Origin of the sequence: Pseudomonas typographi (genome assembly GCF_014694385.1) — a bacterium.
Taxonomy (GTDB): domain Bacteria; phylum Pseudomonadota; class Gammaproteobacteria; order Pseudomonadales; family Pseudomonadaceae; genus Aquipseudomonas; species Aquipseudomonas typographi.
In genome coordinates, this window is record NZ_JAAOCA010000029.1 from 1 (window position 1) to 12,967 (window position 12,967).

Here is a 12,967-nt window from a genome sequence, read left to right on the forward strand (position 1 = left end):
TAGTGTGGGGTTTCCCCATGTGAGAGTAGGTCATCGTCAAGATTCAAACCCACAGAACCCCAATCGCTCACGCGGTTGGGGTTTTGTCTTTTACGGGCTTGTGGGGCCTTGCTCAACCCGCATTGCAGGGCAAGGCCACGCGGCAGGACCTTGCAGCGCAGGCAAAAAATAACCGCGCCACCCAAGGGCGGCACGGTTATTTGTATACCCTGGCCTCAGGCCTCTTCGTCCACCAGCGCCCGGTTATCCACGGCCTGCCCCTCATCGTGGCGGCGAATGAACTTCCAATCGGCCTCGTCGATGTAAATCCCGTTAGGGCCACTGCCGCCTTCCAAGTCGATGGCAACGCGTGCCGACACTTGCGGCTTAACGCTTGCCAGGATCGGGGTAAAACCTAACTGCAGGCTGGTTTCCAACAGCGCTGCCTGGTTGCGTTCGTCGATGTCGGCGGCTTCGTCGAGGTAGTAGGGTAAGCGGATGCGGCCGGCCTGCTCACGGTCCATCAAGTGCAGTAACAAGTACATGTTGGTCAAGGCCTTGATGGTCATGGTGGTGCCGTTGGACGCCGCGCCATCAATGTCGGTATGGATGACCGGCTGGCCGCCGACCTTGGTGATCTCAAAGGCCAGTTCGAACAAGTCTTTCAGGCCCAACTGGTTATGGTTCGCAGCCACCAGCCGCGCCAGGTATTCTTTGGCTTCTTCGTTTTTGTTGTCTTGCTCGGCACTCTGGCTCAGGTCGAACACCGACAGCGTTTCGCCTTCTTCGTATTGGCCGGCACTGTGGATGATCTGGTCGATGTGCTTGAGCGCTTCCTTGTTCGGCGCCAAAACGATACGAAAGCTTTGCAGGTTAGAGACCTGCTTGCGGTTGATCTCCCGGTTGAACAGCGCCAACTGGTGCTCAAGGCTGTCGTAGTCGCTGCGGATATTACGCAGTGTGCGGGCGATGTCGGTCACCGCGGCGCGCCGCGCCTTGCCTAGGGTCAGGGCCTCATCCTGGCGGTGTGCATAGGCATTGACCAGTAGCTGTAGGCGCCGCTCTTCGTCTTCTTCGCTGTCGAACTTGGCCACCCCCTTGAGCCGCACCTGGGCGTATAGGGCCTCGATTTGGCCGTCTATGCGTTGCAAGGCTTGCCAACTGTCTTGGTAATCGTTGAGCAATGGCAGCAAGTTGGCCATGGTGTCGTCCACCGGCTCCAGCCAAGGCGTGCCGAAGGGCAGGGCGGCCGGCAGCAATTGCCGGCGGCGCAGGGCATCGTCAAGCGTGCGCTGCTGGGCTTCAAGGTCGGCGATCTGGCGCCCGACCAATTGCAGCTTGGCCGACAGTTGTTGCACCCGCTCGGTGAAGGCATCGCTGGAGCGCTTGAGTTCATCCTGGGCGGCTTCCATCTGCGCCAGCTGTTCCAGCTTATCGCCTTCTTCGGCCGAGAGTGTCTGGGCGCGGCGGAAATCTTCGAGCGCTCTTTGCGCATCCAGTACCTGTTGGTACAGCGTATCGCTTTGCGCTTTGCTGGCCGCGCGGTCCGAAGCCACCGCCTGTTGCGTTTTCAGCTGGCGCAGCTCTTTGTCCAAGCGCTCTTTCTGGTCGCGCAAGGCGGCGCGGTCGGCCAGGGCCTGCAGTGCCGGTGGCTCTATATGCGAGAGGTCGATGCTCAACCCTGGCACTTCGAAGCGCTCGCCCTTGAAGTGCTCCAGTACGGCTTCGACGGCCTTGACCCAGCCATCGCCTTCTTCCAAGGCGATGCCGCTTTCACCCAACGGCAGGCTGAACAACGCCCCGTTGAACAAGCGCATCAGGCGCCCCACGTCTTGCTGGGAGAATTCCTCGCGCAGGCGCGCATAGCTGTTATTGTCGGCATGCTCCAGCTGCTGCTTGACCGACTTGAGCCGGCGCTCCAGCTCCCTTACGCGTTCATCAAGGTCCTCTGCGCTGAATTGGCGCGACTGGGCCAGGGCGCCGGCGAGTTCGTCGTGGGCATCCTTGGCAGCCAGCAACTGTTGCTCCAACACCCTTACGTCATCCACCAGGGCGAAGCGGTTCTTCAGCACCGCCAACTCACCCAGCCAGCGCTGAATGCCAGTGATTTCGCGCTCCAGGCGCATCAGCTCCTGGGTGCCGCCGCGTTGGTCGTTTTGCAGCGCGTCTTGCTCGTGCCGGTAATGCTCGCCCTGGATCGCCAACTCATCTTGGCGCGCGCCGGCATAGTCTTGCCAGGCACCCAGCAGGTTGTCGAGCAGGGGCGAAAGGCGATGCAGCTTGCCGCGCAACACATCGCGCTGTTTAACGCCGTTGGCCAGCGCTTCGACCAATGGGCCGGCTGCAACCAGCGCGTTATAGTCGGTTTCCATGCGCCGCACATCACGGAAGGCCTCTTCGCATGCTGCGATGTAGTCGACGCTGCCCGAACGCAGGCTGTGCTCGAAGGCATCCAAAAACAACTGCTTGAGCTTGGCCGCGGTGATTTCACGCATGTGCAGCAGGTTGATGAACAAGGCACGGAAGGTTTTCAGGCTTTGTTCGCTGGTTGAGCGCAAGGGGATCAGCGTCAGGTCCAAGGGCACAGAGGTATGCCCGCCCACCAGCAACCGGCGCAGTTCATCGGGTTTCACCTCGTAGGCCTTCAGGCCCGCGCGCTCCAGGTTGGCGAACAGCTCTTTCTGGCGTAGGCACGTGTCGTTTTTCTGGTAGTGGGCCAGGTCCAGCTCGCCGGCATAGGCGAAAAACTGGTGGCCGAAACCGCCGCCCGGGCCGCGGCCGACGCAACCGATCACATGGGCGCCATGGGGCAGCATCACTTCACACAGGATGTAGCTGGTGTCGGTGGCGAAGTAAAAGCGCCGGGACTGCTCCAGGCTGTACTTGCCGAACGACATATCGGACATACGCGCCAAGATGGGAAATTGCAGCGCGTTAATCGATGCACTCTTGCCCAGGTTGTTGGCACCATACACCGACAAGGGCTGCTCTAGCGGAAAAATCCCCAAGCTATAGCCGGCGGTGTTCAGCAGGGCGAAACGGCGGATGCCGTAGCGGTCCTGGCTCATGCGTCGATCTCCTGTTTCTCGGCGGCAATGGCGCGGGCCAGGGCCTCTTCTTGCGTTTCATCTTCGCTAAACGGCGACAGGTCGAGCGGGTCTTCGGTACCGTCTTCCTCGCTGTCGGGTTCTACCAGGTTGGGAGTGGGCAACGGCAGGTGGCTGTGCACACTGGCGGCCAGGTCGCGGTCTTGCTGCACGGCCAGGCACACGTCAAGGAACCGGTGCATTGGTGGCAAGAAGCGATACACGCCGTTTTGCTCGCTGGCAAAGCCCAGTTGGGTGAGGCGGCGCATCACCTTTTCTTCGAGTTCTTCCTGGGTTTGCACCTCTGCTTGCACGAACAGGTCGCGGTATTTCTCCAGCAGTGCCGGCAGCTCTTCGCGCCCTAGGCTGCCGCCGTCGAGCACCGCCAGCGGGTCACGGCCTTGGTCGGCGAGGTGCTCCACCAGGATGAACGTAAATAACGACAGCCGCTGCGCCGTTTTGTTGACCTGTGCCGCGGCCTGCTCCGGGACAAAGTAATAGAAACCGCGGGTATCGCACACCAGCTCGAAGCCCAGGGCCTTGAACAGCCCGCGGTACTGGTCTTGGCAATTGGACAGTTGAGTATACAGCTCAGTGTCGCGGCGGCTGATGTGGAACCCTTTGAACAGTTCGCGGAAGATCGGCGCCAGTTGGCTCAGTTCGGACAAATCAAGATGCATGGGGATGGCTCGCGTTGGGGCCTGCCGCCGCGCGGGCGGTGGCCAACAGGGCGAAGGAGCGCAGGCTGACCTGATGCTCGCGGGTAAGGTACTCGCGCCGTTCGAGGCGCTCACGCACAAAGCGTTTTTCTCGCGAAAGCCGCGAAAACCAATACAGCAGCTCATCGGTGGCGCCGTGCGGCTCCTGATCCAGCAACCAGGCCATCAGGTCTGGCAGCGGCAGGGCCTCTTCGCAGCGTTCGAGCATTTCCTTGACCGTGCGCGGCGCCTGGGTGGGTTCGCCACGTTGGGCGCCCTTGTGCGCTTTGGGGAAGCGCGCCGGTTTCGATTCGAAGCGAGCCAGGGCATATACATACGCCTCGACCTGGCTCGCGCTACCGAGAAAATTGCTCTGTGGGCGGGTGAACAGCGGCATGGCTGCCTGAGGCACCGCATCGACCCCCTTGCGGCGGATGGCCGCCAAGGCCAACGCGGCGCCACGGGTCACGGCGTTGTGGCGGCGGGCCTCCTCGCGTAGCGGTAGCAGCAATTCACGCGCCCGGCGCAGGGTCAATTGGGCATTGGTTTGCATTTCGAGGATGCGCGCATGGGTACGCACCAGCATGTCATCGTCTACCAAGTGGCCTAGCCGCTGCTGCTCACCCATCAGCCGCAGCAGCACCGTTTCGACCTGGCGCACGCCCTGCTCGAAGGCGCCATCGGCATGCACCAATTGGATCATCGGCTCGACGTATTCATCCCAGGTGGCCAGCACTTCGGCGTAACGTTGGCGCAACGGGATTTGCCGGTCGTGGGTCTTGGCCCGCTCGGCCACCGCGACCAGGGCTTGTTCGTCGTTGGCCAGCTTCTTGAGCACATCGCGCACGCGCATGTCGAGCAAGCGGAGCTGGCGGGCCAGGTCGTTGCCGTCGCGGATATCGAACGCGTCCTGGATATGCCCGGCCAGGCGTTCAAGGTGGCGCAGGTAGGCTTCGATCTCCAGGCACAGGCCTAAGCGGTGCTCGCGGCGCAGGTACGCCAGAAAGTCGTGGATCTGCGCGTTGAGCTCGAACCGGTTGGGGCTTTTGGCCACGGGCACGAGTATATCCAGGCGGATCCACACATCGAGCAATGCCGTGATGTCTTGTGCGGTACTGCCTACTTGTTGCCTTGCCAGTTGCTGGCGCAGTTCGGCCAGGCCCAGCGTGCCCTGGTCGAAATGTTCGCACAGCGGCTCGAGCAAGGCCCAGTGTTCGGCGAGGGCGCGCAGGACGCGCTTGGGTTCGATCATGAGGGCGGGCTCATTGCCGGAAAAAGGCCGAATTGTACTGCATCGGTGGCCACTGCGCGGCGCTGCTGATCGGCCTGTGCCCAGCGCCGGCTTTCGCGGTTAGAATAGCGCTTCGTTTTCAACCGATGGCCGCTTCAGTGCTGACCGAAACCCGCCGCCGCGCCTACTTGAACGCCATGCAAATCGTGCAATGGCTGCCGCGTGCCGAACTGCCATTCGCCGCGCCGTCGCGCCCGCAGTTGCTCGAGCCTTGGTTGCCGGCGCCGGGCGAGGCTGAAGCCCCGGGCCCAGGCGGTGATAAGCCTGCGCCGCCACCGGGGCGGCCACGCCCAAAGGTCGCGGTGCCACGCCCGCAGGCCGCGCCCGCCGCCATTGCCGAAGCGGTTGCAACCGAACCGGCGCCGCCCGTGGCCAAGCCTGCGCCGCCGCCGCGCTTTGCCCTGCAATTGCTGCGTGCCGGGCGTTGCCTGCTATTGGTCGAGCTGCCCACGGGGGAAGCCTTCCAAAGCCGCGACCCAGCATACCTGTTGCTCAAAGACCTGCTACGTGCCGCCGGGCTACCCGATGCCCCTCGGCTTATCGGCGAGCCGGTGCGCTGGCCGCTGCTGGCCCGCGGCAACCTCGACCAAGGGCCGCAGGCCGCGCAAGACTTCGTGCAAGGTTTTGTTGCTGCCCAGTATGAGGCCGAACCCTGTGCCTGCTTGTGGCTTGTGGGCCTGCCTGCCCTGCGTTACGCCGCGGGTGCCGACGATAGCGCTTTTTACAATGATTGGCCGCTGGAGGGGCTGGGCTGCGCCTGGGCGCTACCGGGCCTTGAACTTTTAATGGACGAGCCGCAACGTAAAGCGGCCGTTTGGCACTCGATGCGCCGTATGATGCCGCGCTGGGAACTGCTTGATGAGTGAACACCTGGCGTTTCGCCGCATGACCGAGGCAGACTTGGACGCGGTGCTGAAAATCGAATACGCGGCTTACAGCCACCCTTGGACCCGCGGGATATTCGTCGATGGCCTTAAGTCTTATGAAATATGGCTGATATTCGACGGCCAGCAGCAGGTCGGCCATGGCGTGATCAACGTCATCATCGACGAAGCGCACTTGCTCAACATTACGGTAAAGCCTGAAAGCCAAGGCCGAGGCTTGGGCCTTAAGTTGCTCGAACAGTTGATGGCGCGGGCGCTGGAGCGCGGCGCCAAGGAATGTTTCCTGGAAGTGCGCGCCAGCAACCAAGTGGCTTACCGGCTGTATGAGCGTTACGGCTTTAATGAAATCGGCCGGCGGCGGGATTATTACCCGGCCGCCGGCGGCCGCGAAGATGCCATCGTAATGGCCTGCACCTTGCTATGAACGCTACTCGGGTTTGCCGTCCAACGGCTTGATATGCGCAAGTTCTTCCTCGTCGAAGCCGTGGCCGGCGCCGATGTGGTCCGAGTCCGCCTCGCTCAGGTCGCGGTCGGCAGGCTTGCCTTTGCCGCGCTCTTGCGATGAGCGGGCGCCATCTTCACGTATCAGCACCTCCGGTGCCAAATCATCTTCGGTGTTATGGTGGTCATCGGTCGAAGCACCGGTCATGCCGGCTTCGCGGGTGCGTTGCGCACTGAGTTCCTGGGCGCGCTCGTCGGCTGGCAGCTCATCGCCGATCTTGCCACTGGGCTCGTCGGTGTCATCGAAGTCCAACGGGTGTACCGAGCCCATACGGTCGTTGTCATCGTCGATCGGCAAAGGCTCTTCGGCATTCAGTGGGCGTTGTGGTCGGGTCATCGCGCAGTCTCCTGTCTTCATCTGCCTATAAGGGGTGGACAGGCACCCCGGTGGGAGATTCAATCATTAGCAGGGGCTGGCCACCGCGTGACCTTGCGCGTTGGCAGGCAGTCATAACAGCGCACCCTATCAGAGGCCCCACCATGCACGACTTGCAGGAACTGCTAGACAACAATGCCCGCTGGGCCGCTTCGATCACCCAGCAAGACCCGGAGTTCTTTGCCAAGCTGGCCCGCCAGCAAAGCCCCGAGTACCTTTGGATCGGTTGTTCAGACGCGCGCGTGCCGGCCAACGAAATCGTTGGCATGCTGCCCGGCGACCTCTTTGTGCACCGTAACGTGGCTAACGTGGTGTTGCACACCGACCTCAACTGCCTGTCAGTGATCCAGTACGCGGTGGACGTCCTCAAGGTCAAGCATATCCTGGTTACCGGCCATTACGGCTGCGGCGGCGTGCGGGCGGCCATGCAAGACCGCCAGCTCGGCCTGATCGATGGCTGGCTGCGCACCCTTCGGGACCTGTACTACGTTCACCGGCACACGTTGGCGCGGTTGCCCAGCGAAGAGGAACAAGTCGACCGCCTGTGCGAATTGAACGTGATCCAGCAGGTGTCGAACGTGGCCCATACCAGCATCGTGCAGAACGCCTGGCACCGTGGCCAGGCGTTGTCTATCCATGGGTGCATCTACGGTATCAAGGATGGCCGCTGGAAGAGCCTCGACACCAACATCAGCAGTATCGAGCAGTTACCTGCGCAATACCGGCTGCGACCATTGGAATAGCTTAACGGTCGGCCGGCGCATCCAGCGGCATCGGCTGCTTGAGCTGGCGCTGGGCCGCCTTGGCCGGCGCCGTGGTGCACTTGGCTTGGGCTTGCTCAGGGGGTAAGTTGCGGATGCTTTCATAGAACAGCTCGCAGGTTTGGCTGCTCTGTGCTACCTGCCACTTGTTGCCGCAGGCGCTGAGCGTTGCTTGTGGGTCCGCCCCAGGTGTGCGGCCGATTGCTGCTTGCCAGCAAGCGGCGGTGAGGTCTTGGCCCATCACGGTCAAGCCGATGCGGTCGGCTTTTTGCTCGTCGCCGTTGTAGGTCGCGGGGTCTGCCGCATACCAGATGTAGCTGGGGTGGTTGGCGCCGAGCACCGGGGTTTTTTGCCCTTGCGTTGGGGCGATGGTAACCAGCCCCAGTACCGCTACCGTTTGCCCGTACTGCTGCTTGACCCAATTGCGCACTGGCGCGCCAAAGGCCACCACGGGCAGGCTTGTGCCTTGTTGGCCCTGGGTGATCTGCTGGACCATTTGGGTTTGGTAGGCGGTGAAGTAGTCGTAGGTCTTGGCCAAGCTGTCGCCGGCACTGGCCGGGGCGGCGATGGGGGCGATGTCGACGATGGTCTGGTATTGCGCGGTGAGGGTCTTATCCACCCCGTTCTGTACCAGCAGGGTGTCCCAACGGTCGGTGGTTTTCGATTCGAGATAATCCTGCGCCTGGGTGAGGGAATAATCCGGTGGGAAGTGCAGCAGCTCCAAGCTTTTGCGGTTCTCCAGGGCCATGCCCAGCGGCAGAAAGAAATACCAGTCGTATGCCCAGCCGCCAGCTTGGTTAAGCTTGGCGGCCCCCTGGTAGGCCAGGTCACCGGCCTTCAGCAACTGCGCCAGGGGCTGGCTATAGCCGGCCGGCACCCCGCTGATAGTGACCTGCAGTTCATCGCCGTTGGCGCTTACCGTTACCTTGGCGGCCGCGTAACCGTCACGCTGCACGCTTTGGGTCAGGTAGTGCTCTACCGTTTGCTCCAGCGTCCAATTGCGGTAACAGATCACACTGCAATTGTTGGGGAAGGCGAACAGGCGCGTGACACGTTCGCGGTTGCCCAAGTCCAGTTGCGCATCGGCTTGGGCACCGGCGGCCAAAGCCAGGGTGAGCGCAGCAACCACAGGAGACTTCTTCAACATGGGCAACTCCTTGTCAGCGGTGAAGTGCCATCATGGCGTAATCGCTACGCTGTTGCTACTGGCCGCTGCCGCGTTCGGCCAGGTGCCCGGCGAGGCGCGCGATGCCGCGCAGTGGCGTACCTGGCAGAGCGGCCATGACACGCGTGCGTTCGAGCAGTACCTGCGGGCGCAAGGTGCAGGCGACGTGGCACCGCTGTATCAGCTGTTGCGCAGTGCCAGTGACTGGCAGCGCTGCGGTGCCGAGCCTTTCGCCGTACCCCCCGAGGCGCTTTGGCCGGCGGTTAAACGCACGCTGATGCTACTCAAGGCGCTGCAGGCCGCCGAGGTGGTCGGCCACTTCGAGGTGGTTTCGGCGTACCGCGATGCGCGCCTTAACCACTGCGCCGGCGGTTCGGCGCACAGCGCCCACACCCGAGCGTACGCGGTAGACCTGTGGCTGGAGCAACCCGCGCCGGGGCTATGCGATTTCTGGAAGGCCCGCGGCCAGCCATGGCAGATGGGCCTGTCGCGTTACCCCTCTGGGCGTATCCATATCGACACCGCCGGCTACCGCACTTGGGGCGAGGACTACAGCCGGGCCAGTGCCTGGTGCCGTTAATAGCGCTTGTAATCAAAACCCGGGTACCGGCGTCAAGACGGGGCGCCCGGAGAAGTAGGCCAGCAGGTTCTTGGCGACCATCTCCACGGTCGCCTGCACGGCTTCTGGCGACAAACCCGCCACATGGGGGGTCAGCACCACGTTGTCGAGCACCTTGAGCGCGTCGGGTACGTTGGGCTCATCATCGAATACATCCAAGGCGGCGCCGGCGATACGCCGTTGTTGCAGCGCGGCGATCAAGGCCGCGGAATCGACCACGCTGCCCCGGGCGATATTGACGATGAAACCCTGTTTGCCCAGTGCGCTGATAACGCCTTCGCCGACCAATTGCTGGGTATCGGCGCCGCCGGGCGTGGCGATGACCAGGTAGTCGCTGTCAGCGGCCAGTTCCTCGGCGGTGGCGTGGTAGCGATATTCCACATCCGGCCGCGGCCGGCGGTTGTGGTAGCTCACCGCCATGCCGAAGCCCAGCCCGGCGCGTTTGGCGATGGCCATGCCCACGGCGCCCAGGCCGAGCACACCCAGGCGCTTGCCGGCAAGCGAGGGGCGCATCACCTTGCTCCATTCGCCGCGCCGTACCGACGCATCGGCACGCGGAATGTCGCGGACCACGGCCAACAGCAGGGCCATCGCATGGTCGGCTACGGCCGAGGCATTGACACCGGCGCCATTGGTGACCACGATGCCGCGTTTGCGGGCGGCTTGCAGGTCGACGTGCTCGTAGCCGGCGCCGATCACCGTGATGATCTCAAGCCGCGGTAGCGCGTCGATTTCGTCGGCGCGCAGGCCCAGGGGGCCCCTCGTGAGCACCGCGCTGATATCCTTGCCATAAGTTTGGATGGCTTCTGCTCGGGCAGCCGGCGTTGTCGCCAGGATCAACTCGAAGCCGGCGTTCTCGAGAACCGGCAGGTAATCGCCGATGGTCTCCACCAGCACCAGTACCGTTGCGCTCATGGGGCCGCCTCCTAAATAAACACACAATGTGGCTGCCCTAAATACCGCCTCGGCACGCGGTGTGCAAGCTAAACACTGTTGAATTCATTTGCCGCGCCGAAGGTCACAGCCTTTTGTTGCGCCGTTTTTTTTCCAAGGATCGCTCATGACATGGTTGACCGACGCAGGTGCTTGGACCGCCCTGTTGCAAATTCTCGCTATCGACATCCTGCTGGGCGGTGACAACGCCGTGGTGATTGCCATGGCGTGCCGGCGGTTGCCCGTGGCCAAGCGCCAAAAGGCGATCTGGGGTGGCATGGTCGGTGCCATCGCGCTACGCGTGTTGTTGTTGTTCTTCGCCATGCAATTGCTGGCGCTGCCGTGGCTGAAGCTGGGCGGGGCGCTGTTGCTGCTGTGGGTGGGGACCAAGCTGATCGGCGACCAGGATAGCGCTGAAAGCGAAATCGATGGAGGGGTGAAGCTGATCACCGCGATTCGCACGATCATCGTGGCCGATGCGGTGATGTCGCTGGATAACGTGGTAGCCGTCGCCGCCGCCGGGCAGGGCAACCTGTACTTGGTGTCGGCCGGCGTGCTGATCAGTATTCCAGTCATCGTACTTGGCAGCCGTGTGGTGCTGGCGCTGATGGATCGCTTTCCCGCGGTGGTGGTGTTTGGCGGTGCGTTGATCGGCTGGATCGCCGGCGGCATGGCCATCGCCGACCCTGCGCTGCAACGCTGGCTGCCGCCGGCGCAACCTTGGCAGCATTACCTGGCCAGCGCAGCGGGGGCAGCGCTGGTGGTGCTGCTGGGCCTGGCGATGGCGCGTTACCGCGCCCGCCAACTCAGAAGCGCAGCGCGTTAGTCAGGTCGCCCATCGGCGGTTGCCCACGGGCGATCATCGCTTGGTCGCGTGCCTTCAGGCCGTCGAGCGTTTCCAGGCCAAACACCCGGGTGATCAAGCGCAGGATCGACGCGGTGTCGTACACGGTATGGTCCACCGTGCCATGGCGCGCGAAGGGTGATACCACCAACGCCGGAATACGCGAGCCAGGGCCCCAGCGGTCGCCCTTCGGCGGCGCCACGTGGTCCCACCAGCCGCCGTTTTCATCTACCGTGACCACCACCACCATGTTCTTCCACTGTGGGCTTTGCTGCAGGGTCTTGACGATGCGTGCAATGTGCCGGTCACCCGAGGCTACATCCGCATAGCCGGCGTGCATGTTGAGGTTGCCTTGGGGCTTGTAGAAGGTCACTGGCGGCAGCGTCCCGGCCACAGCGTCGGCAAGGAATGTATTGGTGGCCGGGTCATCGCCCAGCCCGCCATCACGCAAGCGCCGGCGGCGCTCGGTGGGGTTTTGCGGGCCTTGTCGTTCGAAGTAGTTGAACGGCTGGTGGTGGTATTGGAAGTTCGGGATTTTCGGGATGCCGGTGGAGTCCTTGAACTGCTCGATGGTTGCCTGCCAAGCGCCGGCGTACCACGCCCAATCGATATTCTTTTTCGTTAACTTGTCGCCGATGTGCTCGTGGTTTTGCGGCACTAGTACGTTAGGCAAGTTGGGCTGGGAATAGCCCGGGTTGGCGGGGTCGCGTAGCCAGGTCGGCCAATAGGGCGGGGCCATGGTGTTAACGGCGAAACCATCTGGGGTGAGGGCGCTGGGGCCAAATTGTGGCGGCCCCTGCATGGCGCTGGCCGGGCTTTTATCCAAGGGCCGCAGGCGCGGGTCGGCCGGGTCGTCGCTCATCAACGTGGCGATCAGGTCCTTGGCCACCGAATGCGGGGCATTCGGGTAACGTGGCGCCGTTGCGCTGATCAAGTACTGGTGGTTGAGGAACGAGCCGCCGAAGGCGCCCTGGAAAAAGTTATCGCACAGCACGAAGTCCTGGGCGATGGCCCACAGGTGCATCGCGTACTGGCTATGGCCGTAGTAGCCCATGGGCAGGCCGCCGGCATCGGCCCAGGCGACGAACATGTCGTTCTTGCCACCATTGATCTGCATTTGGTTCTGGTAGAACACGTGCCAAAGGTCACGGGTCACTACCCCAAAGGGAAGGTCTTCGCCATTCGGCCCTTTGAGCGCGAACGGGGCGTTGGGCAGGTTTTGCTGGTATTGCGTGCCGGTGGGGTAGGTCACGCCTTCCACCGTTTGCGGGCCCAATTGGCAGGTGCCGCCCCATACCGGGGGCAAGCCTGCAAGCGGGCTGCCGTCACGGTCGCGTTGCTGGTAGTCGTTGCTCGCCAGGCCGGCCAGCGGGCTCTCGGTGCCAGGGAAGTTGGCGAATACGTTGTTGAAGCTGCGGTTCTCGGCGTAAATCACCACCACGGTCTTGACGTTGTCTTGCAGGGCTTCGTCCAGTTGTGCCGGGCTGAGTGTGCGCTGCGGTGCTTGGCTTTCGGGCGGCGTCGGTGCGTCGCTGGCGCCGCAGGCGGCCAACGTAGCGCCGGCACCCATCACCGCCATACCGCCGAGAAACCGGCGGCGGCTGTTACAGGGCGGTTGCGGCAGAGGGTTGGGTTGCGTTTCATCGTCTGGCGAGCGGCTCATGGAGGCTCCGGGCGCGGTGGTTGAGGGTTGCGCGCGACGCTAGCACCGCCATATGACGAAATCATGATCACACTGTTTCGGAATTTCGCAAAAGAAGGGGCGTGTAGATGTTGCCGATGGGCAAGGCGCCAGGGCATGCCATTGCAGGGCGATGGCGAGCAGGGGCC

General features: G+C 62.9%; 12 protein-coding genes. 5 read left to right on the forward strand and 7 right to left on the reverse strand.

Annotated features, from left to right (window positions below; genetic code table 11):
- Positions 1 to 215 precede the first annotated feature (215 nt).
- Genes mksF through mksB form a run of 3 tightly spaced genes read right to left on the reverse strand, consistent with a single transcriptional unit; the run spans position 216 to position 5,015 of the window.
- On the reverse strand, positions 216 to 3,047 hold the full coding sequence (mksF, locus tag HAQ05_RS20530) for an Mks condensin complex protein MksF (RefSeq protein ID WP_190423983.1): 2,832 nt from the start codon (positions 3,045 to 3,047) through the stop codon (positions 216 to 218).
- Positions 3,044 to 3,745 carry an Mks condensin complex protein MksE gene (gene mksE / locus HAQ05_RS20535; RefSeq protein WP_190423985.1) on the reverse strand — a complete coding sequence of 234 codons (702 nt, stop codon included), beginning with the start codon at positions 3,743 to 3,745 and terminating at the stop codon, positions 3,044 to 3,046. Before mksE ends, mksF begins: the two co-directional genes overlap by 4 nt.
- Positions 3,735 to 5,015: an Mks condensin complex protein MksB gene (gene mksB, locus HAQ05_RS20540; RefSeq protein ID WP_190423987.1), complete on the reverse strand. Its 1,281-nt coding sequence runs from the start codon at positions 5,013 to 5,015 to the stop codon at positions 3,735 to 3,737. The genes mksE and mksB overlap by 11 nt, the downstream gene beginning before the upstream one ends.
- A gap of 137 nt (positions 5,016 to 5,152) precedes the next feature.
- Here mksB and HAQ05_RS20545 point away from each other — a divergent pair, with 137 nt between their 5' ends.
- Both HAQ05_RS20545 and rimI read left to right on the forward strand, forming a co-directional pair.
- A complete protein-coding gene (locus HAQ05_RS20545; protein WP_190423989.1) occupies positions 5,153 to 5,920 on the forward strand; it encodes an energy transducer TonB in 768 nt (255 codons plus the stop codon).
- On the forward strand, positions 5,913 to 6,362 hold the full coding sequence (gene rimI / locus HAQ05_RS20550; protein ID WP_190423991.1) for a ribosomal protein S18-alanine N-acetyltransferase: 450 nt from the start codon (positions 5,913 to 5,915) through the stop codon (positions 6,360 to 6,362). The genes HAQ05_RS20545 and rimI overlap by 8 nt, the downstream gene beginning before the upstream one ends.
- A gap of 3 nt (positions 6,363 to 6,365) precedes the next feature.
- Here rimI and HAQ05_RS20555 read toward each other — a convergent pair whose 3' ends face one another.
- Positions 6,366 to 6,776, reverse strand: a complete 411-nt coding sequence (locus HAQ05_RS20555) for a serine kinase/phosphatase (protein ID WP_190423993.1) — start codon at positions 6,774 to 6,776, stop codon at positions 6,366 to 6,368.
- A 143-nt stretch (positions 6,777 to 6,919) separates the two neighbouring features.
- On the opposite strand from HAQ05_RS20555, the gene can reads away from it, so the two are divergent.
- On the forward strand, positions 6,920 to 7,558 hold the full coding sequence (gene can, locus HAQ05_RS20560; protein ID WP_190423995.1) for a carbonate dehydratase: 639 nt from the start codon (positions 6,920 to 6,922) through the stop codon (positions 7,556 to 7,558).
- A 1-nt stretch (position 7,559) separates the two neighbouring features.
- Here the strand turns inward: can and HAQ05_RS20565 are convergent, their stop codons facing one another.
- Complete coding sequence (locus HAQ05_RS20565; RefSeq protein ID WP_190423996.1) at positions 7,560 to 8,723, reverse strand: hypothetical protein; 1,164 nt, start codon at positions 8,721 to 8,723, stop codon at positions 7,560 to 7,562.
- Between HAQ05_RS20565 and HAQ05_RS20570 the strand changes: the two genes are divergently transcribed.
- Positions 8,722 to 9,321, forward strand: coding sequence for a D-Ala-D-Ala carboxypeptidase family metallohydrolase (locus HAQ05_RS20570; RefSeq protein WP_190423998.1), 600 nt, complete (start codon positions 8,722 to 8,724; stop codon positions 9,319 to 9,321). The genes HAQ05_RS20565 and HAQ05_RS20570 overlap by 2 nt on opposite strands.
- A 12-nt stretch (positions 9,322 to 9,333) precedes the next feature.
- Here the strand turns inward: HAQ05_RS20570 and HAQ05_RS20575 are convergent, their stop codons facing one another.
- A complete protein-coding gene (locus HAQ05_RS20575; RefSeq protein WP_190424000.1) occupies positions 9,334 to 10,275 on the reverse strand; it encodes a 2-hydroxyacid dehydrogenase in 942 nt (313 codons plus the stop codon).
- A 145-nt stretch (positions 10,276 to 10,420) separates the two neighbouring features.
- On the opposite strand from HAQ05_RS20575, the gene HAQ05_RS20580 reads away from it, so the two are divergent.
- A complete protein-coding gene (locus tag HAQ05_RS20580; protein WP_190424002.1) occupies positions 10,421 to 11,119 on the forward strand; it encodes a TerC family protein in 699 nt (232 codons plus the stop codon).
- Here HAQ05_RS20580 and acpA read toward each other — a convergent pair.
- Positions 11,100 to 12,800 (reverse strand): acid phosphatase, encoded by a 1,701-nt coding sequence (gene acpA, locus HAQ05_RS20585; protein WP_190424003.1) that lies wholly within the window; start codon positions 12,798 to 12,800, stop codon positions 11,100 to 11,102. The genes HAQ05_RS20580 and acpA overlap by 20 nt on opposite strands.
- Positions 12,801 to 12,967: the final 167 nt, after the last annotated feature.

Bases quoted from the DNA above. Each gene is read 5' to 3' on its own strand.
- mksF (WP_190423983.1), bottom strand. From the start codon at position 3,047: ATGAGCCAGGACCGCTACGGCATCCGCCGTTTCGCCCTGCTGAACACC.
- mksE (WP_190423985.1), bottom strand. From the start codon at position 3,745: ATGCATCTTGATTTGTCCGAACTGAGCCAACTGGCGCCGATCTTCCGC.
- mksB (WP_190423987.1), bottom strand. From the start codon at position 5,015: ATGATCGAACCCAAGCGCGTCCTGCGCGCCCTCGCCGAACACTGGGCC.
- rimI (WP_190423991.1), top strand. From the start codon at position 5,913: ATGAGTGAACACCTGGCGTTTCGCCGCATGACCGAGGCAGACTTGGAC.
- HAQ05_RS20555 (WP_190423993.1), bottom strand. From the start codon at position 6,776: ATGACCCGACCACAACGCCCACTGAATGCCGAAGAGCCTTTGCCGATC.
- can (WP_190423995.1), top strand. From the start codon at position 6,920: ATGCACGACTTGCAGGAACTGCTAGACAACAATGCCCGCTGGGCCGCT.
- HAQ05_RS20570 (WP_190423998.1), top strand. From the start codon at position 8,722: ATGGGCAACTCCTTGTCAGCGGTGAAGTGCCATCATGGCGTAATCGCT.
- HAQ05_RS20565 (WP_190423996.1), bottom strand. From the start codon at position 8,723: ATGTTGAAGAAGTCTCCTGTGGTTGCTGCGCTCACCCTGGCTTTGGCC.
- HAQ05_RS20575 (WP_190424000.1), bottom strand. From the start codon at position 10,275: ATGAGCGCAACGGTACTGGTGCTGGTGGAGACCATCGGCGATTACCTG.
- HAQ05_RS20580 (WP_190424002.1), top strand. From the start codon at position 10,421: ATGACATGGTTGACCGACGCAGGTGCTTGGACCGCCCTGTTGCAAATT.
- acpA (WP_190424003.1), bottom strand. From the start codon at position 12,800: ATGAGCCGCTCGCCAGACGATGAAACGCAACCCAACCCTCTGCCGCAA.